This window comes from Pseudodesulfovibrio profundus, from assembly GCF_900217235.1.
Lineage (GTDB): Bacteria > Desulfobacterota > Desulfovibrionia > Desulfovibrionales > Desulfovibrionaceae > Pseudodesulfovibrio > Pseudodesulfovibrio profundus.
This window is the reverse complement of sequence record NZ_LT907975.1, coordinates 258,331-277,867: the sequence shown is the minus strand read 5'-3', so window position 1 is coordinate 277,867 and position 19,537 is coordinate 258,331. Positions and strand designations below refer to the sequence as shown.

Genomic DNA, 19,537 nt, shown 5'->3' with positions numbered 1-19,537 from the left:
ATGCGATATAACGTATGGCAACTCTTGATCACAGGGGAGATTCAATGAGACAGCTTTTTTTTCTATTTATTTTCACCAGCACCCTTCTTCTTGCCGGGTGCGGTTCCAAGCAATACGAAGTAACCACCAAAGGTGGAGACATATATACAGCCAAGGGCGCTCTCAATTACGATGTTCAATCAGAGACATACTCTTTTGAGAACGAACAAGGTCTGGGAGTACGCTTGAATCAGGAAGACATAGAAGTCATCCAGGAAAAAAAATAAGGGGCTGTACCAGATAACTAGCCCATATGTCTTCTAACCCACTGTTTCAGTTGTTTAAACTGGCTTCGCGGATTGCTGTTATTAAAACGCCACTCGCATTCCTTTAAAAACAGAGAAAAATGCTTGGTTGGAATGCCGTTGAATTTCCTCATATGGCGTTTGGCCTGGTTCCAAAAATTCTCGATTCCATTGATGTGGTTGTGGCTATCTGCAAACAGCTTCGAGTGGTTGATTCGGAAGTGTTTGAACGCTGACACATCAAGGACATTGTAGCCATACCAGCAGTCCGAGTAAACCACACTGTCTGGCTGGATTCTTTCCTGAATAATGGGAAGCAAGGTTTTACCTTTCGCATCAGGAATCACCTGTGTATAGACCTTCCCGCCCCTTTTAAGGATTCCAAAAACAGGAACCTTACCAGCCGCCCCACGTCCTCTTTTGCCCTTTCGCTTGCCACCGAAGTAGCTCTCATCGACCTCAAATTCGCCAAAATCCATCCCTTCACAGGACTCTTCTACCGCTATGATTTCCCGGAGCCGGTGAAAGTAATAGGCGGCTGTTTTGACGTTCACACCAACCAGATCGGCAGCGCAACGAGCTGTCGTGCCAGCCACAAAATGTTCGATTAAACGAAGCTGCTTGTCCTTGCTCAAACGACTTTTTCGCATTGCCATACCGATAACCCAAAGGAGTTATCTGGTACAGCCCCAAAAATAAAACTTAATTCCCATCTAGATCAGATCGATAATCGATCCAAAATCAGGATCGAACATACGCTTGTATGTTCTGACGACAAATCCATCAGTCATTCCTGAAAGATAATCACACAACAATCTACGCCTATGATGGACATCACCATTGTTCATTGCATTGTGATAATGTGCCGGTAGCAGGTTGTAATTAGCCCTGCCATTCAAATACTCCTGCTCCATCACTTCAAATAATCCCTTCAGGATTCGCCCACCCTTGAACTCCAACTGGTGCACCTGCGGGGTATGAAAAACGAGCGAGATGGCAAGTCGCTTGAGCAGTGTGCATAGCTCAAGGCAATCTTCTGAAATATGTATATCGTAATTATAGCGGTTGGTACTCTCTGAAAGAGGAGTTTCTCTTTCAACCAAAGTCGTGCCATGAATGAAAGTACCTATTAGCCTGGCAAGAAAAGAGCTGAAGGAATCATCAGCAATAGCCAGACATAAGTCATCCAAAAAACCGTGCTGATCCTTCGATAAATCGTCGTTGTGTTCATCCATCCAGTTGCGGATGTTTTTCATTGAGATAAAACCAGCTCGGATTCCATCATCAATATCATGAATGGAATAAGCGATGTCATCCGCCCAATCCATGATCCGACACTCCAGCGACTTGAAACTGTTGCGTTCCTTTTCAGTATCAAAAAGACTGGTAAAGAGCTGATCAGGACTCACGAATTCCAAAATGTCAGATTGAAAATCGTAAATGAAATGGTGCTTTTTCTTCTCTGATTCAGAAAACAAGGTCTTATACTTGAGCATCCCATCAAGAAATGCCCGCGTAGGCTTCATCCCAGACCAACAGGTTTTATCTCGGTAAAACAGGTCCACAAGAATTCGTAAATTTTGCGCGTTTCCCTCAAAACCACCAGACTCCTGCATCATGGTATTCAATACCTGTTCGCCTGCGTGGCCAAAGGAAGGATGCCCAATGTCATGAGCCAAACATATGGATTCAACCAAATCCTGATCGATATGATGGTCATCAGATAGTGCTGTCGAGGTCCGATTCAGGTGGTTCACTATGGAACGCCCGATTTGTGACACCTCCATGGAATGAGTGAGGCGTGTGCGATAGAAATCAAATTCACCGGACAAAAACACCTGGGTTTTATTCTGCAAGCGACGAAATGCTGGAGAATAGATAATGCGATCGCGGTCCTGCTCAAAAGGCGTCCGCCCTTTATCATTCTTAGACTGCCCCCGGCCAATGCATTCCGTATCAAAACTGGTATAAAAACTATTCTTCACAGCAAATCCTTTGGTGAAATCCAATCTATTCCGCCTGCTCTGCTTCGCCAATTTCTGATGAGCGAACTCATTGTAAGCTAATGAATTCCAGAATAAATAGCCAGTAGCTCAACACAGCGATAATATTTATCAGACATAAAAAAGCCCCCTGCAATGAGCAGGAGGCTTTTTTGATTTTTCGGTGTGTTATCCGAGGTCGGGAACAGCTCCAGAGTTTTCTCTGGACCCGCTACCTGCTGATAGCTTTCGCTCCATGAGATTGAAAATACGCGAGAACGTAAACGTCAATATCAGGTAGATACAACCGGCTCCAACAAGGAACGGGACGTACGTGTAGTATTTTGCTCCAAGTACTTTTGCAGAATACATCAATTCAGCAACACCAATAGTTGAGATCAACGATGAATCCTTAAGCAGCACGATCAATTCGTTACCCAGGGGCGGAATCATACGTTTCAAGGCCTGGGGTAGTATGATGTAAATCATGGCCTGTGTGTGACCAAGACCAGTACTGCGAGCAGCTTCCATTTGTCCTCTGTTGATGGACTGGATACCGGCTCGAATGATCTCCGCATTATAGGCGCCACTATTGATTCCAAGGGCAACAATACCAGTAATCAATGGGTCAGGAGATATTCCTTGCCCTGTCACCATCATGTAAATCTGAGGAAAACCGAGGTAGAAGAAGAATATCTGCAACAGCATCGGTGTTCCACGAATAACCTGAATGTAGGTATCCGCAATTATTCTGACGTAGAAACGGCGACTGATACGACAGGTACCTGCGATTACGCCAAGCACAAGGCCCATTGCCAATGCGCCAAAGGTAACCTGTATGGTGGCAGCCGCTCCATTCAGGAGCATGTCAAAATGTTTGAAAACGAGAGAGAAATCCATAGCCAACTCCTGAAATTAATGCCGGAAGGGGTTACTCCCCTTCCGGCTAATCAATGCTAGAGATTCCACTTTTTGACGATAGCGTCGTATGTACCGTCAGCTTTTACAGCTTCAAGGGCTTTGTTCAGGGCGTCCAGAAGCGGCTCGTTGCCTTTCTTGGAGATGATAGCAAACTCCTCAAAAGAAAGCGGCTCGCCGGCGCGCTTGAAGGTACCCTGCTTCATGTACTCATCTGCAACGGACAGATCAGCGATGACAGCATCGGCTGCGCGGTTGTGCAGCATCATGAAAGCGATGTTGTAGCTCTCGGGCTTGACGACTTCAGCACCTTCGATCTTGTCAGCCTGCTGTTCACCGGTGGTGCCCAACTGGACGGCAATCTTTTTGCCTTTCAGGTCAGCAACAGATGCAATGTCGGAATCAGGACGAGTAACGATGACCTGACCGCTTGCAATGTACGGAGCGGAAAAGCTCACCTGCTCTGCGCGCTCGGGAGTGATGCTGAAACCGGACATGCCAACATTGACCTGACCGCTCTGAACAGCAGTTACGATTGCAGCAAATTCCATGGTGACCCATTTGATTTCAAGGTCCATTTTTTTGGCCATTGCGTTAAGCAGGTCAATGTCGAAGCCAATACGCTCACCATTGTCACCAATGGACTCGAACGGAGGATAGTCAGGGCTGTTGCCAACAGTGATAACACCGGCCTTTTTCACATCGTCCAACACGGCACCAGCAAAAGCAGGAACAGCAAGAGCGACAGTCAGTATAGCTGCCACGACAATAGTAAACATCTTATTGCTTTTCATGGTAAACTCCTTTGAGCAGTAAGTATTAATTCAAGCCAGATGACTTGACGTTATCTCAATACAGCGATTCAGGGGAATTATTCTACGACACCGGCCATCAATGGTCCGATCTTACTTGTGGTTTCAGGATCGGAGGTCGGCAAAATACCCAATATTTCACCCCGATAAATAACAGCGATTTTATCAGCAAGCTGGAGGGCTTCATTCAAGTCACCGGTAACCAGCATAATACCAGCCATATCACGAGCCTGAAGCAAACGTCCCCAAACTTCTTCTGTGGCTGAGACATCAAGCCCCTGCGTTGGCTGCTCGGCAACAATCAGCCGTGGCTGCCTGTAAAGTTCACGGGCAAGCACTGCTTTTTGTAGATTGCCACCGGACAACTGCCATGCAAGTGCATGGATTCTTCCGGGCCTGATATCAAATTTTTCTATGAGATCGATGGTATCTTTTTCTGCCTGCTTTTTATCAAGCCACCACCCTTTGGCAAACCCTTTGCGAGTAGTCAGCAACAGGTTGTCCACCAGGTTCTGGTTACGCAAAGTAGCAAGGCCCAGTCGGTCTTCAGGGATGTAGCACATGGATCTGTTCCATGTGGACTCAGCAAAAAACTTGCGCCAGGGCTGTCCCATGATGAACACGGTATCGATGGGCGGTTTGACAAGGCCGGTTACAGCTTCGACGAGGGCTTTTTGTCCATTACCGGCAACGCCGACAATAGCTACAACCTCACCTTTTTTGACCTCAAGATCGATGTTGCGCAGGCCCAGGCCATTCATGTTCCTGATTTCCAGAACCGGCTCACCTATCTCGACTTCACTTCTGTCGACTTCCAGCAGAACATCCTTGCCAACCATTTTTGAAGCGAGGTCGGCTTTCGACTCGATCGCTGCCGGGTCCAACTCGCCCTCAATGCGGCCACGACGGAGAATTGCTATCTCGTCGGCCAAGGCGATGACTTCTTCCAGCTTGTGACTGATGAAAATAATTGATTTTCCCTGCTCAGTCATTCGCCAGAGTGCCTCAAAAAGACTGTTGGTCTCTTCGGGGGTAAGAACGGCTGTCGGCTCATCAAAAATGAGAATCTGGCTCTCGCGATACAGCAGCTTCAAAATCTCGACAACCTGACGCTCTCCCATCGACAAATCAGTGATGTGCGCCGCTGGATCAATAGCCAAACCGTACTGTTTGGCCAACTCTCCAACACGTTTTTCCATCTCGCGTGGATTGACGATAAAGCTGCCTTCCTGACCAAGGAGGACATTTTCGGCAACAGTCATCGAATCAACCAACATGAAATTCTGGTACACCATACCAATGCCAGCAGCGATGGCATCCTTGGAGGTCTGAAAACGAACAGGTTTGCCTTTGACCTCGATATGCCCTTCATCCGGTTGGTAACGCCCAGCAAGCATGGACATCATGGTCGACTTGCCTGCTCCGTTCTCACCGAGCAACGCCTTGATGCGTCCGGGGTATATATCGAGAATGATACCGTCATTCGCGACAACCTTTCCGAAGCGCTTGGTCAATCCCTTAAGACTGACAACAGGTTTGGTGTCTTCGGGTAATTGCCTGAAACCAGCAGGTCGGACGAAATTAAAACCGCTCATACGTCTAGCCTTCCGGTTCGATGTTAGTTCCAAGCGCTGCAGGAGCATCGATACGACGCCCGCGAGCAGCAGAAATGATCAGAACTATAATGGTAAGAAGATATGGGAGCATCAGAAGCAGTGAAGAAGGAAGATTGGTTCCCATTGCCTGAAGACGAAGCTGGAACGCCATGACACCACCGAAAAGATACGCTCCGATAACAGCCCTTCCAGGACGCCAGAAGGCGAAAATGACAAGAGCTACCGCGATCCAACCACGACCGCCTGACAGACCGTTAGTCCACAGGTGGGTATAAGCGAGAGAAAGATAGGCCCCGCCAAGGCCGATCAGGAAGCCACCGACAACAACGGCAAGATACCGTAACTTGATGGGTTTCAAACCAACTGCAGCTGCAGCAGCAGGCATTTCTCCAGTAGCTGACACATGCATTCCGAGGCTGGTTCTTTTCAGGAAAAACCAAAAAATGACAGGGACGACAAAAGAAACATACACCAGCGCGTCATGCTTGAAAAAGATATCTCCGATGATCGGAATCTGGGAAAGGACAGGGAACGGGAACGGATCAAAGCCTGGTGCAGGAAGCCCTACATAGGGAACGCCAATGAAATCGGCAAGGCCAAGTCCGAGTATGGTAATTGCGAGCCCTGACACAACCTGATTGCCCAAGCAGGTAATACACACAAACCCATGAAGAGCAGCCATGGCGAAACCGGCAAATCCGCCAGCAAAGAAAGCCAGCCAAGGCGACCCTGTGTACATGCTCGTAACAAAAGCAGCCAGTGCGGAAACAGCCAGCATGCCTTCCACGCCCAGATTGAGCACACCACCCTTCTCGGTCATCATCTCACCAAGTGTGGCAAAAAGAATAGGAGTGCCAGATTGAACCGTGGCCGCCAAAAGGGGTATCATTAATTCCCACATACTTTTACCCCTGCGAAGATTTCTTACGTTCCAGTTTATACAAAATGAAGAACTGTCCAGCCAAAACCATCAGCAAGATCATACCTTCCATAATCACGCCAAAGGCTGCTGGAATCTGTAACTCCAACTGCATATTTTCAACACCCACACGAAGAGCGGCGAGAAGGAAGGAGGCGAAAGCAATGTTGAGGGGTTCAAGGCGTGCAAGCCAGGCAACTACAATGGCTGTATATCCGTAGCCAACCATCAGGCTGGGCTGCAGCCTGTTAAGGACTGCGGAAGTTTCTATGCAGCCGGCCCATCCAGCAAAACCACCGGAAAGAGCCATTACGAAAACAACCAAAAAGCCATATCGAATCTTGGCATACTTGGCCACGCGAGCACCTTGCCCACTTGCCTTGAGTTCGTAACCAAGACGAGTGAAACTCATGAACGCCCACAATCCAATGCCGACGATCATGCAAAATAAAAGACCCCAGTGCACCCGGCTGTCCCCTATTCCAGAGATAACAGCACCAGAGGTGAATTCCGGGGTCATCGGAAAGCCGAAGCTGGTCGGATCTTTCCAAACGCCGAAAACAAGGTAATCCAATAAGAGGATCGCAATATAGTTCAGCATCAGAGTCGAAATGATTTCATTGACTCTGAGCTTCATTTTAAGAAGAGCCGGAATAACCGCCCACAGACCTCCCAGGATGAATGCCATAATAAACATCATGGGGAGCAGAAGGTAACCTGGCAGATTCGGAAATCCGAGCGCAACCCAAGTGGCTCCAATAGCTCCCAATGCAAACTGACCTTCTGCGCCGATATTCCAGATTTGCATCCGAAAAGCGACGGCAACGCCCAGTGAGCAGAGGAAAAGCGGTATGGCCTTGAGCAGCGCCCCTTCCAGGGCCCACAGATTACCAAAACTGCCCTGCCACAGAATATCCATTCCATAGACGGGGTCTTTGCCCTGCCATGCGAGCAGCAAAGCGCTCACGACAAGGGAAAAGAGCAGGGCGCCCAGGAATACAACCAGGGCGCCCCACTTCCAGGGTTCTTCTCTTTTTCTTACTTTCAGCACGTATTGTCCACGTAGTTACTCGGTAGTACCGACAACACCCTCAACGAACCAGGTCATGCCGAGCAAATCGCCGTCAGCAGCAACTGTGCCTTCGGGAATAGCCACTTCACCCTTCTGGTTCTTGATAGGACCAGCGAAGATGGTGTCATTGCCAGCAACCAGTTCAGCCTTGGCAGCCAGAACTTTGGTCTTCACGTCTTCAGGAACCATCGGTCCCATCGGGGCGATATCAACAACACCGTCAGCCATGGACCACCACATGGACTGGTTGCCCTGCCAGGTGCCGTTCTTCACAGCTTCAACAGTCTTGATGTAAGCCGGACCCCAGTTCCACACAGCAGAAGTGAGGTGCGCCTTGGGAGCGAAAGAGGACATGTCGGAGTTGTAACCGACAGAGTAAACGCCAGCTTCCTGAGCAGCTTCCTGCGGAGCCGGAGAATCCTGATGCTGGGCGATTACGTCGCAACCTGCATCCAGAAGGGACTTGGCAGCGTCTTTTTCCAGAGCCGGATCGTACCAGGTCTTGGTCCAAACAACGCGTACTTCAACCTCGGGGTTCATCAAACGTGCACCCAGGGTGTAGGCGTTGATGCCGCGAATAACTTCAGGAATCGGGAAAGCAGCAACATAGCCGAGCTTGTTGGTCTTGCTCATGGCACCAGCAACCATACCGGTCAGGTAACGGGACTGGTAGATGCGACCGAAGTAGTTGGAAACGTTCTCGGACTTCTTGAAGCCGGAGCAATGCATGAATGCGATTTCGGGGAACTCTTTACCAACCTTGATGGTGGGGTCCATGTATCCGAAGCTGGTGGTGAAAATCAGATCGAAGTCCTTGCGGGCCATGTTGCGGATGACGCGCTCGGAGTCAGCACCTTCAGGAACGGACTCAACATACTTGGTATCAACGTAACCAAGCTCAACAACAGCCTGACGGCCGAGGTCGTGGGAATAGGAGTAACCGGCATCACCGACGGGAGAAACGTAGACGAAACCTACTTTCATCTTTTCGTTCTCAGCAGTCGCTTCAGCCTTTTCCTCTACCTGAGGAGCAGCTTCAGGCTCAGCTTTCTTTTCCTGCGGGGCTTCGCCACAGGCAAACAGGGTAAGCATCATGGCCATAGCAGCCATGACTACAAACATTCTCATTACTTTTTTCATGGGACTTCTCCGTTAGCGTTAAGATCAGAATCCATTATCCCAGCACGCGTTTCAGGGCAAGGCCCTTTGAACTGCGACCACATCCATTACTATTATCAATATATTAATGGATCGACTAATCCACTGTCTGAATGATCGGCTCGACAAACTGTGATCCTGCGTCCCATGGGAACAGAATCCACGTATCCTGACTGACTTCGGTAATGTATGTTTCTACCATTGGGCGTCCCTCTGGCTTGGCATACACTGTAGCAAAGTGAGCGTTTGGAACCATGTCACGAGCTATTTTGGCGGTTTTGCCTGTGTCAACGAGATCATCAATAAGAATCCAGCCTTCTCCATCGTTCTCAATGGGCTTCAGGACTGTGGCATCTCCTTGCTCTTTCCAGTTGTAACTGGACAGACAAATCGTATCAATAAGATGAATATCGAGTTCACGAGCGAGGATGGCAGCAGGGACCAAGCCTCCACGGGTAATTGCGATAATTCCTTTCCAGGGCCCCTTGTCCATCAAGCGCCATGAAAGTGCGCGGCAATCACGCTGCAGTTGTTCCCACGATACCGGAAACATTTTGCGATAACGGCTCTTATCACCCATATGTGCATCTCCTCAATTTAATCTCGCGAAATGAAAGAAGGTGGTCACTTACCCATGTTTGACCGATTAATCAAGAGTACAAGCCCTCCCCTTGTAATCAAAAATGAAACTAAGCGTCTTTCGCACCTTGTCCGAGAAGAGCTTGGAGGACAGAACCTTTCCAGCTACCCGTTTGTTTATCTCGCTTACGGTGGGATATGCATGCATGGCAGAAGCAACTGTTGTAAGATTGGTTTTCGAATTGAGAACAGCCACCCATTCGGCTGCGAGTTCTCCGGCATGAACACCTACCATTTGCACGCCTAGCGGCTTCCCTTTTTTATCAAGTAAGAGTTTAATTTTCCCTTCAGGGTACCCTTCAGCCTGAGCACGGTCGTTAACGGAAAAGGATTCCTCCCAAACAGTATACTCGATTCCCGCGTCTGTGGCTGCCATCTCGTTGAGGCCCAAGCTCGCCAGTTCCGGTTCAGTGTAAGTACACCAGGGCATCCACGTATAATCCACTTTACGAGGGAGCTTGAAGACAGCATTGGAAATAACAATACCGCCTTCATATCCGGCGGCATGAGTGAATTGGTATTTTCCAATGACATCTCCGGCTGCAAAGATATGCTTTTGCGAAGTACGCAAACGGTCATCAACCTTCACTCCTCTAGCGTCATACTCCACACCTGCGTTTTCAAGCTGTAGCGTACTGATACTGGGCTGTCTTCCAACGGCCACCAGTATCTTGTCCGCACTGATTGTGTGCGTTTCGCCGTGAGCTTCATAGGTCAATTCAACACCAGCAGCAGTCTTTCTGACCTCCTGAGTCTCAGCGCACAGGTCCAATCCGATCCCTTCCCGTCGGAAAGCATCCTGAACCATCTCAGCCATATCCTGATCATCGGCGGCTAAAATCTGACAGTTTCGCTGCAGTATCCTGACATCAGTCCCCAAACGAGAAAAAGCCTGAGCCAATTCGCATCCTATAGGCCCACCACCGATGACGATCATTGATTTGGGTAAATCCCGCAGGGAGAAAATATCCATGTTGGTCCAGTACCCAGCCTCTGCAAGCCCGGGGATGGGCAACTCGACCGGTTCCGAGCCTGTTGCCAACACCCAGTATTTGGCAGAGACCCGTTTTCCGTCATACTCAACCTGATGATCATCAACAAAAGAAGCATCGCCAAACACAACCTTGGCGCCCAGTTGGCAAAAACGCTCTTCGGAATCATGAACCTGAATTTTATCGATAATGCCTTGAATCCTGTCGTTGACTTTCCCAAGGTCAACTGGTGGCAAATCTACCGGGGGCAATCCATAGTGCTCTGCTGTTCGCATTTTTTGGTAGACTGATGCTGATTTAATCAGCGCTTTACTTGGCACACACCCATAGTGCAGGCAGTCACCACCCAACTTCGAATCTTTTTCAATCAGAATGGTTTTAACACCAAGCTGGGCAGCACCAGCGGCAACAGTAAGTCCGGCCGCTCCTCCACCGATTATCCCTATGTCATAATCATACTTTGCCATCTGCCCGCCTTTTGCTCTTGTACAAACTCAGAAGTTTTTTCATGACCAGTGGAAAAACACCAATGACTGCAAACGATAGTATCAAACTTGGAGAAAGCAGTCCCGACAATGATTCCAGTTGCCCAAGTTCTTTCCCTGCGTTGATGTAAACAACTGTCGCAGGGAACATGCCAAGCTGTGAAACCCAGTAGAAAGTCCGCAAACGCATTGGGGTCAAAGCAATCACTGTATTGATAACGAAAAATGGGAAGATGGGGATGAGTCGAAGCGTAAACAGATAGAAAGCCCCTTCTTTCTCAATCCCTTCATTAACTTTAGCCAACTTATCGCCAAATCGATCCTGAACCCAGTCCCGCAGGACGTATCTGGAAATCACAAAGGCGACAGCAGCACCTATACTGCTTGCAAAGGATACAACGATAACACCGGTGACCAAGCCAAACATCGCACCACCAGCTAGCGAAATAATAGTCGCTGCGGGAAGAGCGAGCGCTGTGACTGCTACATAAATGCAAAAATATACAGCTATGAAGGTGAACGTGTGCTGATTGTATAGTTCAATAAAACGCTCTTTGGATTCCTTGAAATATTCCAATGAAAAGAAATGCCCCAAATCGAAAACGAAATAAGACGCAATCAGCGCACCAATGACACACAACACCAAAAGACGTTTTGTTGAAGACTGCACAGCTATCACCTGCTCTTACGCAACTGCGAGGCGTAAAAAGCTGCTCCATACAGCCCACTTTCCTCGTTAACATTCAATATCACCGGAACAGTATGGAGAAAGGATTCATAGACATGAGAATTATGAAATTCAGCAAGGAAATCCGGAGAATCGACAAACAGTTTATTCTTTGAAGCAATTCCTCCGGCAATGTAGATTCCCCCATAGCACATGGTGGATAAAGCCCAGTCGCGACAGGCTCTGCCATAAAAACGAGCGTACCATTTGGTGGTCTCGCTTTCCGGGGTTACTACCTCTGAGATTTCTTTGGGAGAAAGGTCGTTGCCCGTCAGGTACTTATGAAGAAGCCGCAACCCAAGGCCGGTTACAACACTGTCGCCCTCGGGCCAGTTCCGCTTACTTTCCCGCCTGTTGAACTCTGCATAGGCGAACTCTTCCTGCCCATTGAACGGGAAAGCCATATGACCGCCTTCTGATGCAAGAGCGGTCCATTCCGACTTGCTCGGCAACAAAGCTGAATACCCCAGACCGGTCCCAGCGCCGATTACTGCAATAACAGAGTCTGGCTCTGCCTCCCCTTTCTGAATTGTGTGGGAATCATTAATGGCTGAAGTTCTGCATGCATACGCCTGCGCTGCGAAATCATTTATCAAGGCAGCATTGGATGTACCAAAATCGACTTCATCCAAATCTATCTCCCATGGAATGTTTGGGAGGTAGCGACTTTTCCTTTCGTGTGAGACTGCTCCCGCAACAGCCAGAGTGATACTGTCAAAAGAGCCTGGAGTCCCAGAGAAGTCACTATCCCAAAGCTGCTCAAGCAACAGGGGAAACGATTCGACGTCATGTGTTTGGAGCCAGATGGAATCTTCCATCTTCAACTCTCCGTCAGTGCTTTCAAATACTGCGAACCGGCTGTTAGTTCCGCCTATATCCGCAGCCAATATTTTTACCATCGTTACGCATCCTCCGTGGGCGGAACGATAGCATATATCATCAAAAAAAAAAGGAGTCATAGGACTCCTTTTTCTCATCAAACTAGATACTAGGCAGCATCTGGAGCCTTTATCTGTGGCTCCTTGTCGACCAAATCGACCGGCTCAACAGGTGCTTTCTTTTTTTCTACATATTTTCGAGTGATTCTACGGAGCGTTTCCGTCTTACCAGCTCGCTCACTGGGGCTCAGGAATGATGCTAGTTTCCGCTCAAGTTTGTAGGAATTCTGCTCCTTACCAATGGCAATAACCCCTTCCAATACCAACTTCTGGTTGAGCAATTCTTCTCGGGTAGAATAATTGATGTTCTCTGCAATCGGGGAAAAAACAAGATTACTTAGTACAAGCCCGTACAGTGTGGAAATAAATGCTACCGGGATGTTCTTCAAGATAACCGCTGTATCATTTATACCCATCAACAATCCGATGAGGCCAATTACACTGCCTGCGACACCAAAAGCAGGAGACATTCTGGCCATGGTTTGGAAAAAACGCTCACTTTGCTGACGGCGAAGGTTGAAGAAAGCCATTTCAGTGTTCAAGGTATCCCTGATTTCATCCTCCTTGTAATTATCAACAAGCAAGGCCAGGGCAGTCTTCAAGAATGAACAGGTATCCTTAGCTTCAGCACGTTCAAGGGAAAGAACGCCATCTACTTTTGACTTCACTGACAGATCAAGCAGTGTCGTTACGATCTCGCCTGATGTGGCTCGACCATTGCGATACGCATTTCTGGCTACCATGAACGCATTTTTGACATGCTCAACCGGATAGCTGATCAACATGGCAGCCGTCAGTCCTGAGACAACCACCAGTAGCGCGGCGAGGTTCCAATATGCAGCCGCTGCGCCAGTCAGCAAAAAGCTTCCAACAAATATCAACAGGCTCACAATGACGCCAAGCAGATTTTTTTTATTCATAACAACCTCGTATAATCATTTGGCGTTGGTAATGACGATTTCAACACGTCTGTTCAGCGAGTTATTGGTCGCGGATGTTTCCGGCAATTCGGGCTGGTAAGGTCCACGGCCCGTAATGACCATTCGTTTTTCTGAAACATCAAAACGTGTCATGAGTAACTCGGCAACCTCGGCGGCACGATCTGTGGAAAGAGTGAATGCACCTTTTCCTGTAGCCTCATCTTCAGATGAAAAGCCTATTACGTGCACGGTACCAATTCGAAGCTGCACGATTTCGGCTATTTCTCGGATATACTGACCTGCATCAGGGTTCAGAGCGGCACTGCCCGGCTGAAAGAACAAAGCTCCACGCAATGTGATTCGTATTTGATCACCATTTTCGCGGACAACGGTTACGCCATCTGCCCGAGAGCGATACAGCACATCCTTGTCTCCCACTTGAACGACATCGCCATTACCATTGATATCCGCCCTACTGGAAAGCTGACCAATAAGACCAATGAGTGGATCGAGCGTACTTGTCGATCGTGCTTCATCTGCGCTCTGCTGGCTAAACAGAATCTTAACATCCTGGTGAGTGCTGGCGTAAATAAACAGAACAACAAACAGGACAAACATCACCATCATCAAATCTGCCCAGGGTACAGCCCAGTCATTCATGCCACGAGCAGGCGAGCTGCTTTCAAATTGATTGAAAGAAGTAAAGTTCATATTTGGTCCTTGCCTATTATCCTGCATTATCGCTCCATGAGATTTCGATACTTCGTTCGAAGCAATAACTCTGCCAACACGACAAGAATCTGTAATAATTGAGTATTTTAATCATAAAACATAGATATAGATCAATGCGACAAAAAACCGTCACCATTTGACGCTTCATTACTTTTGAGCCATGAATCGAAACCATGAACAATACAGCTACCGGACCATTTCAATCAGAAAAAGAAATCGTTTTGGCCTCTGGGTCACCCAGACGAAAAGAACTGCTCCAAGGGCTTGGGCTGGATTTAACAATTCAGCCAAGCACATTGGATGAGCCATTGCCTGAAGATGATGAGTCCCCACAAGAATATGCTTTGCGTATGGCGGAGATGAAAACCCGTGATGTGGCAAACCAGCATCCAGATGCAACAGTAATTGGTGCCGATACCATCGTTGTTTTGAATGACAGGATAATGGGCAAGCCACACAATGAAGAAGATGCGTTGAACATGCTCAAGGCATTAGCGGGTGAAAAACATCAGGTAATTACAGCATTCTGCATTATTCTCGACAACAGCAAGGCCGTAACACAGGCTGTGGTGACAGATGTTTACATGCGGGAATCAAGTGATAAGGAGTTGCTCGGATATATCGCCACAGGGGAACCCGTGGATAAAGCCGGAGCATATGCCATTCAGGGGATTGGAACCTTTCTCGTTAAGGATATCAAAGGATCCTATACGAATGTTGTTGGATTACCTCTTACAGAGGTGATTGAGACCCTGGTTCAGTGGAGAGTGATTGCAGCCAGATAGCTCCCGGCTTCTATTATACGTATTCCAAAGGTAGTGACATGACTCTTGATGACCCAATCCTCGAAACCTGGTCATCCGTAACAGACACCGATCAAGTTTTTCCCATCATGCCTGATGGTTGCCGAGACTTGATCATCAAGCAGGCTCCCGGAAAACCACAGCACCTATTCATCTCAAGCCTCATGTCCTCACCCAAGAAAGTATTTGCGCAAGAAGGTACGACATTCATTGGGGTTCGACTCAAGCCTGGAGCGACGATTTGTCCTCAGGTACTCGAAAGTCACCCCTTGCCTGACTCCATGGATGCCCTGACCCAATTGACATATAATGCTGCCTCGTTGTCATCAAGAGTCTCGGACATGATGCACTGCTTGGCATTTGCAGCGTCCCCCTCTGAGGCAGCCAACAATTTGGGCGTAAGTCTGCGAACGCTCCAGCGCCATACCCTGAAAACCACAGGGAGAAATCCAGGCTTTTGGCGCCGATTGGCCAGAGCGAGAAAGGCTGTCCGCTGTATCTTGTCTGGATGCAAACTACATGAAGCAGCCCATGAATGTAATTTTTCTGACCAAGCCCATATGACACGAGAGTTAAAAAACTGGTTCGCCATGACTCCCGGAGAACTCGCCTCCAGCCGGATAGATTCTCACCATCCGGCATGGAGTATTTGCGACAGTGGCTATGACGCGCCTTGGACCGGCGAACATATTTCGACCAGATAACCGTTGTTGTCGAGAACATAGGCTGTGGTCTGCCCCCACTCTTCCTCACGCACTTCTTGCACCACCTTAGCTCCAGCAGATCGAGCCTTCTCAAGGGCGGCAGGCACATCATCCGTTTCAAAAGCGATTTCAAAAATGGGAGATGTCGGGTCGGGAACTCCAGGTGACTTACCGAGCTCAGTCATTAGGCGACGTGATGAAAAAGACAGTGTCGTGGCCCCGGTATCCAACTCACCATAGTCACCAGACTCATGGATCATGGTACGTTTCAGACCAAAGACCTGCTCATAAAACTCAATACTCCGGGCGACATCTTCAACGTAGAAAATGGCATATTTTAAATGCACAACTTGCTCCTTTGATGTTTTTTAGAATGTAATAGCACCCTAAGAGCCAGTCTTGAATAATCACGACAAGATCAAAACAACATACTCTTATGACACTTGATGACTCACCGGGACGCGTCTAAGAGTAGCTCCAACCCATCATCATTCATACACTAATCAGACTGGTAGCCGATACCCAAATCAACCCTCAACCTGTTTTATTTCTTCATGTACTTAATCAGATAAGTAAACTCTCCCAAATCCACGACGTTCTTTTTCGTAAATCCGTGAGGAAGAACTAGTTCATCTGCATCTGATTCTCCAATGCGCTCATCTATGTCCGGGCCAGGGCCATAATTGACCTTTTTGAACTCGATCAGAATAAAAAAGCCACCAGGAGAGATAACTCGTGATACTTCTTCAACAACCCCACTTCTCGTTGATTCTGGCAAATCGTGTAGAGCAGTTGCCATCAGGCACACATCAATAGTTGAGTCCTGCAAAGGGAGTTGTGCCGTTATATCGACAAGCTTGGCCTTTATCGATTTCAAATCATGCTGCTTTGCATAATTCGTCAATTCAGCAATGCCTTCTTCCCATAAATCAAAGGCATGTACCGTGGCATCGGCATTGAGTTGCCCTGCAAGCTCCACAGTATACCTACCGACACCACAAGCCATATCCAAATATGTTCCGTCAGGATCGACAATGACTTCACTAAAAACCAAATCGTTATCAACGAGGTCCAGGCTGCTCTTCCCGGCGGCAACAGGCTTTTCATTCATACGTTCCCCTAAAATTATTATTTGGAATTTATGTGTCCAACTACACTGGCAAAACCAAACCAACTGCAAGCCAACCGTACGCAATCATGGACAACGTAAACAAGATTTTTTCACCAATTGATTTTGATCCGTGATCCATATGATCGTGTCCGCCCATTCTTTTCCAAATGACGAATACGCCTGAAAGAATGATGAAAACAAGATTAAGGCCAAACGTATGATCCACCGCAAAAAAGCTTCTATCCGTGAGCACCCGTGCCGATTCGCTTGTGGGCAGCATGTCGAGTGCGGCAAATCCATAATGCATGGCTACTGCTGCAGCTACGAGTACGGTCAACAATATGCCCAACAAATAGAAGGCCATTTTCCTGCCGTAGTATTGAGCCTGAATCCTTAGAACCGGGAAGACGACCAAGTCACTGAAAATAAAGGCCATGACTCCAGCAAAACTGACCCCGTTACTAAAGAGAACAGCAGCCAACGGGATATTGCCCATCGAGCCTATGAAGGTGAAAAAAGCGGCAACCGGGCCGATGACAGCCTGCGACAAGACCTGCCAAAAAGTCGGATCCGCAACATCCGAACTGATGAAGAGCGCCTGAAAAAATGACCGGGGTACAAAGGCTGCAATAATACCAGCAACGGTGAAACCGATGGTCACATCTTTCCAGACCATCGACCACTCCATTGCATAGCGTTGCGCTACTTTGAACCATCCCTCTCGTGAAACAATCAATTCCCGCCAGTCTTGGCTGCCGTCACCATCATTGTCATCTGTTTGCTCTCTCGCATGTTTGAGGGCTTCTTTCTCCAGACCGGCAGGAAGAGTTACTCGGACCAGAGCCCACATGAAGAGGATCAGAAGAATACCTCCAACATACTCACCTACTACAAACTGCCATGACAAGAACACGGCAATGATAATTCCAAGCTCAACAACAAGGTTGGTCGAGGCGAGCATAAAGGCCAAGGCTGGAATCAGCCCCGCCCCTTTTGCAAACAGAGACCGAGTGGTAGAAAGTGCCGCAAAGCTGCACGAGCTAGAAATAAAGCCGAAAAATGTAGCTAGAAAGACACTCCGGCCAGAGCTGCCTCCCATCCCTTTTTTCATTCGTTCTCGAGTAACGAAAACCTGGATCATGCTGCTGATAAGATATCCCAAGCCAAAGGCCCAGAAAGCCATCCAAAACAATCCAACAGTCGTTATTGCCGCTTCGTTCCAAAGTTGAAAGAATGATTGCATGCTACTCCTGTAAATCAGGTTACTCAAAAATCATCAAATACAACCTCAAACTGTACCTGAAAAACATGTTGAGAACAACTCAACGAACTAATTATGCATATGGTATGGTGTAGGAAATAAGAAAGGACCATCTCTGGACGAGTCTAAAAATAAAGATGGTTCAATAAATTGGGCAGATAAAAAGCACACCGACAGCCATCTATGGATTATCCCGCGAACCATGCACCAGAGGCTTTGACATAGTCACGGTGCGAAGCGTATCAAGTGCATCCAATATCTATTAAGTGAGACATGATTGCATATGAAAACGACCTTACCTTCTGACAAGCTGGCCCTAGCAGTAGCAACACTTGGCCCTGTTGGTCACTTCCCCAAAGCACCGGGGACATGGGGATCACTGGCTGCAACCGTTGCCGCTCCATGGCTCTTTCTCCCTTTTCCATTGTGGGGACGAATCGCCATTCTCGCCTTTGTGTTCTTTGTCGGCGTCTGGGCATGTAATCGTGCAGAAGCCGTTATGGGCCGTAAAGACCCCGGTTGCGTCATCGTGGATGAACTGTTCGGCCAATGGCTTGCCCTTCTCTTCTTTACGGCAATGCCGCTGTGGAGCCTTGGCCTCGCTTTCCTGTTCTTTCGCCTGTTCGACATTGCCAAGCCATGGCCCGTCAAATGGGCTGAGACAGCTTTTCCCGGCGGTTACGGTGTAATGATAGATGATGGTGTTGCAGGAATTTACGCATTAATCTGCTTACATCTGCTCATGGCGCTATTGTAAAAACTGGCACGCCAACCAATAGAATAACCAACAACTTCTGCACCCAAAAAAACGCCGTTTCCAATTTGGGAACGGCGTTTTTTTATTCTCTGGAAGATACCTTATTGAACAACAAACTCGGCGCGTCGATTCTTGGCCCACGCTGTTTCATTGTGCCCGGGATCGACCGGCTGTTCTTCACCGAAGCTCACCAGAGACATACGCTCCGGAGCAACGCCAAGAATGACGAGATGCTCGTAAGCTGCACGAGCACGTCGTTCGCCAAGAGCCAGGTTGTATTCTTCTGTGCCGCGTTCGTCGCAATGCCCTTCGATTACAACACGAACGTCATCATACTGACGCATGATGTTAGCTTTCAGGGCAAGCATTGAACGAGCTTCTTCGCTCAATTCATACGAATCAAAATCGAAAAGGATCGTCACACTGGTCAATTCTTCAACAGCTTCAGCCTTTGCACGGGCTTCACGCTCTGCGGCCTCTGCTGCAAGAGCAGCCTCATCCACCTTTTTTTCTTCAGGAGCAGGAGGTGGTGTCCAGGATGAATCATCTGTCACCTCAACCTGAGAATCAGGCGGTGTGCTTGAGGTTGTTTTCTTGGCACAACCAGCGCCTACCATCAGCGCCATTGCCAGAACGACCAATACAGCAAGGTTCCATCTCGATTTCATGCCAACTCCTTAGCTAGAGCCGTTGCCCGGCCTTCATGT

At 48.2% G+C, this 19,537-nt stretch carries 22 protein-coding genes; 4 read left to right on the top strand and 18 right to left on the bottom strand.

From position 1 onward, the window contains the following. Positions 1 to 44 precede the first annotated feature (44 nt). Positions 45 to 266, top strand: coding sequence for a YgdI/YgdR family lipoprotein (locus DPRO_RS01390; RefSeq protein ID WP_097010464.1), 222 nt, complete (start codon positions 45 to 47; stop codon positions 264 to 266). A 17-nt stretch (positions 267 to 283) separates the two neighbouring features. Here the strand turns inward: DPRO_RS01390 and DPRO_RS01385 are convergent, their stop codons facing one another. The 14 genes from DPRO_RS01385 to DPRO_RS01320 all read right to left on the bottom strand — a co-directional run bounded on the left by DPRO_RS01385 (position 284) and on the right by DPRO_RS01320 (position 14,200). Continuing rightward, positions 284 to 934, bottom strand: a complete 651-nt coding sequence (locus tag DPRO_RS01385; RefSeq protein WP_097012874.1) for an IS1595 family transposase — start codon at positions 932 to 934, stop codon at positions 284 to 286. A gap of 63 nt (positions 935 to 997) precedes the next feature. Continuing rightward, the gene (dgt, locus tag DPRO_RS01380; protein ID WP_232005666.1) at positions 998 to 2,293 is read right to left on the bottom strand and encodes a dGTP triphosphohydrolase; all 1,296 of its coding nucleotides are present in this window, start codon (positions 2,291 to 2,293) and stop codon (positions 998 to 1,000) included. A 162-nt stretch (positions 2,294 to 2,455) separates the two neighbouring features. Continuing rightward, entirely contained in the window at positions 2,456 to 3,166 is a 711-nt protein-coding gene (locus DPRO_RS01375; RefSeq protein WP_097010463.1) for an amino acid ABC transporter permease, read from the bottom strand. Between the two features lie 56 nt (positions 3,167 to 3,222). Beyond that, on the bottom strand, positions 3,223 to 3,978 hold the full coding sequence (locus tag DPRO_RS01370) for a basic amino acid ABC transporter substrate-binding protein (protein ID WP_097010462.1): 756 nt from the start codon (positions 3,976 to 3,978) through the stop codon (positions 3,223 to 3,225). A 77-nt stretch (positions 3,979 to 4,055) separates the two neighbouring features. Continuing rightward, a complete protein-coding gene (locus DPRO_RS01365) occupies positions 4,056 to 5,591 on the bottom strand; it encodes an ABC transporter ATP-binding protein (protein ID WP_097010461.1) in 1,536 nt (511 codons plus the stop codon). A 4-nt stretch (positions 5,592 to 5,595) separates the two neighbouring features. Continuing rightward, positions 5,596 to 6,513, bottom strand: coding sequence for an ABC transporter permease (locus tag DPRO_RS01360; RefSeq protein ID WP_097010460.1), 918 nt, complete (start codon positions 6,511 to 6,513; stop codon positions 5,596 to 5,598). Positions 6,514 to 6,517: 4 nt separating this feature from the next. Beyond that, positions 6,518 to 7,582, bottom strand: coding sequence for an ABC transporter permease (locus tag DPRO_RS01355; RefSeq protein WP_097010459.1), 1,065 nt, complete (start codon positions 7,580 to 7,582; stop codon positions 6,518 to 6,520). A 15-nt stretch (positions 7,583 to 7,597) separates the two neighbouring features. Next, on the bottom strand, positions 7,598 to 8,743 hold the full coding sequence (locus tag DPRO_RS01350; RefSeq protein WP_097010458.1) for a BMP family ABC transporter substrate-binding protein: 1,146 nt from the start codon (positions 8,741 to 8,743) through the stop codon (positions 7,598 to 7,600). 115 nt (positions 8,744 to 8,858) lie between these two features. Then, positions 8,859 to 9,341 carry a xanthine phosphoribosyltransferase gene (gpt, locus tag DPRO_RS01345; protein ID WP_097010457.1) on the bottom strand — a complete coding sequence of 161 codons (483 nt, stop codon included), beginning with the start codon at positions 9,339 to 9,341 and terminating at the stop codon, positions 8,859 to 8,861. Positions 9,342 to 9,407: 66 nt separating this feature from the next. Next, the gene (locus DPRO_RS01340) at positions 9,408 to 10,859 is read right to left on the bottom strand and encodes a dihydrolipoyl dehydrogenase family protein (protein ID WP_097010456.1); all 1,452 of its coding nucleotides are present in this window, start codon (positions 10,857 to 10,859) and stop codon (positions 9,408 to 9,410) included. After that, positions 10,846 to 11,547, bottom strand: a complete 702-nt coding sequence (locus DPRO_RS01335) for a TVP38/TMEM64 family protein (RefSeq protein ID WP_097013618.1) — start codon at positions 11,545 to 11,547, stop codon at positions 10,846 to 10,848. The genes DPRO_RS01340 and DPRO_RS01335 overlap by 14 nt, the downstream gene beginning before the upstream one ends. A gap of 5 nt (positions 11,548 to 11,552) precedes the next feature. After that, a complete protein-coding gene (locus DPRO_RS01330) occupies positions 11,553 to 12,503 on the bottom strand; it encodes a glucokinase (RefSeq protein WP_097010455.1) in 951 nt (316 codons plus the stop codon). A gap of 89 nt (positions 12,504 to 12,592) precedes the next feature. Beyond that, on the bottom strand, positions 12,593 to 13,462 hold the full coding sequence (locus DPRO_RS01325) for a motility protein A (protein ID WP_097010454.1): 870 nt from the start codon (positions 13,460 to 13,462) through the stop codon (positions 12,593 to 12,595). A 15-nt stretch (positions 13,463 to 13,477) separates the two neighbouring features. Further along, the gene (locus DPRO_RS01320; RefSeq protein ID WP_097010453.1) at positions 13,478 to 14,200 is read right to left on the bottom strand and encodes an OmpA/MotB family protein; all 723 of its coding nucleotides are present in this window, start codon (positions 14,198 to 14,200) and stop codon (positions 13,478 to 13,480) included. Between the two features lie 167 nt (positions 14,201 to 14,367). Between DPRO_RS01320 and DPRO_RS01315 the strand changes: the two genes are divergently transcribed. Further along, the gene (locus tag DPRO_RS01315) at positions 14,368 to 14,979 is read left to right on the top strand and encodes a Maf family protein (RefSeq protein WP_097010452.1); all 612 of its coding nucleotides are present in this window, start codon (positions 14,368 to 14,370) and stop codon (positions 14,977 to 14,979) included. Positions 14,980 to 15,017: 38 nt separating this feature from the next. Then, positions 15,018 to 15,701 (top strand): helix-turn-helix domain-containing protein, encoded by a 684-nt coding sequence (locus DPRO_RS20685; protein ID WP_097010451.1) that lies wholly within the window; start codon positions 15,018 to 15,020, stop codon positions 15,699 to 15,701. Here DPRO_RS20685 and DPRO_RS01305 read toward each other — a convergent pair. The 3 genes from DPRO_RS01305 to DPRO_RS01295 all read right to left on the bottom strand — a co-directional run bounded on the left by DPRO_RS01305 (position 15,659) and on the right by DPRO_RS01295 (position 18,055). Next, on the bottom strand, positions 15,659 to 16,048 hold the full coding sequence (locus DPRO_RS01305) for a VOC family protein (protein ID WP_097010450.1): 390 nt from the start codon (positions 16,046 to 16,048) through the stop codon (positions 15,659 to 15,661). The genes DPRO_RS20685 and DPRO_RS01305 overlap by 43 nt on opposite strands. Before the next feature lie 197 nt (positions 16,049 to 16,245). Then, entirely contained in the window at positions 16,246 to 16,812 is a 567-nt protein-coding gene (locus DPRO_RS01300; RefSeq protein WP_097010449.1) for a class I SAM-dependent methyltransferase, read from the bottom strand. A gap of 40 nt (positions 16,813 to 16,852) precedes the next feature. Continuing rightward, positions 16,853 to 18,055, bottom strand: coding sequence for a permease (locus DPRO_RS01295; RefSeq protein ID WP_097010448.1), 1,203 nt, complete (start codon positions 18,053 to 18,055; stop codon positions 16,853 to 16,855). A 301-nt stretch (positions 18,056 to 18,356) separates the two neighbouring features. Here DPRO_RS01295 and DPRO_RS01290 point away from each other — a divergent pair, with 301 nt between their 5' ends. Continuing rightward, entirely contained in the window at positions 18,357 to 18,830 is a 474-nt protein-coding gene (locus DPRO_RS01290) for a phosphatidylglycerophosphatase A family protein (RefSeq protein ID WP_097010447.1), read from the top strand. Positions 18,831 to 18,931: 101 nt separating this feature from the next. On the opposite strand, the gene pal is transcribed toward DPRO_RS01290, so the two are convergent. Continuing rightward, entirely contained in the window at positions 18,932 to 19,498 is a 567-nt protein-coding gene (pal, locus tag DPRO_RS01285) for a peptidoglycan-associated lipoprotein Pal (protein ID WP_097010446.1), read from the bottom strand. Between the last annotated feature and the right edge of the window lie 39 nt (positions 19,499 to 19,537).

Excerpts from the sequence above, each read along its gene's own strand:
- DPRO_RS01390 (WP_097010464.1), top strand. The coding sequence starts at position 45 with ATGAGACAGCTTTTTTTTCTATTTATTTTCACCAGCACCCTTCTTCTT.
- DPRO_RS01385 (WP_097012874.1), bottom strand. The coding sequence starts at position 934 with ATGCGAAAAAGTCGTTTGAGCAAGGACAAGCAGCTTCGTTTAATCGAA.
- DPRO_RS01375 (WP_097010463.1), bottom strand. The coding sequence starts at position 3,166 with ATGGATTTCTCTCTCGTTTTCAAACATTTTGACATGCTCCTGAATGGA.
- DPRO_RS01370 (WP_097010462.1), bottom strand. The coding sequence starts at position 3,978 with ATGAAAAGCAATAAGATGTTTACTATTGTCGTGGCAGCTATACTGACT.
- DPRO_RS01365 (WP_097010461.1), bottom strand. The coding sequence starts at position 5,591 with ATGAGCGGTTTTAATTTCGTCCGACCTGCTGGTTTCAGGCAATTACCC.
- DPRO_RS01360 (WP_097010460.1), bottom strand. The coding sequence starts at position 6,513 with ATGTGGGAATTAATGATACCCCTTTTGGCGGCCACGGTTCAATCTGGC.
- DPRO_RS01350 (WP_097010458.1), bottom strand. The coding sequence starts at position 8,743 with ATGAAAAAAGTAATGAGAATGTTTGTAGTCATGGCTGCTATGGCCATG.
- gpt (WP_097010457.1), bottom strand. The coding sequence starts at position 9,341 with ATGGGTGATAAGAGCCGTTATCGCAAAATGTTTCCGGTATCGTGGGAA.
- DPRO_RS01340 (WP_097010456.1), bottom strand. The coding sequence starts at position 10,859 with ATGGCAAAGTATGATTATGACATAGGGATAATCGGTGGAGGAGCGGCC.
- DPRO_RS01330 (WP_097010455.1), bottom strand. The coding sequence starts at position 12,503 with ATGGTAAAAATATTGGCTGCGGATATAGGCGGAACTAACAGCCGGTTC.
- DPRO_RS01325 (WP_097010454.1), bottom strand. The coding sequence starts at position 13,462 with ATGAATAAAAAAAATCTGCTTGGCGTCATTGTGAGCCTGTTGATATTT.
- DPRO_RS01320 (WP_097010453.1), bottom strand. The coding sequence starts at position 14,200 with ATGCAGGATAATAGGCAAGGACCAAATATGAACTTTACTTCTTTCAAT.
- DPRO_RS01315 (WP_097010452.1), top strand. The coding sequence starts at position 14,368 with ATGAACAATACAGCTACCGGACCATTTCAATCAGAAAAAGAAATCGTT.
- DPRO_RS20685 (WP_097010451.1), top strand. The coding sequence starts at position 15,018 with ATGACTCTTGATGACCCAATCCTCGAAACCTGGTCATCCGTAACAGAC.
- DPRO_RS01300 (WP_097010449.1), bottom strand. The coding sequence starts at position 16,812 with ATGAATGAAAAGCCTGTTGCCGCCGGGAAGAGCAGCCTGGACCTCGTT.
- DPRO_RS01295 (WP_097010448.1), bottom strand. The coding sequence starts at position 18,055 with ATGCAATCATTCTTTCAACTTTGGAACGAAGCGGCAATAACGACTGTT.
- DPRO_RS01290 (WP_097010447.1), top strand. The coding sequence starts at position 18,357 with ATGAAAACGACCTTACCTTCTGACAAGCTGGCCCTAGCAGTAGCAACA.
- pal (WP_097010446.1), bottom strand. The coding sequence starts at position 19,498 with ATGAAATCGAGATGGAACCTTGCTGTATTGGTCGTTCTGGCAATGGCG.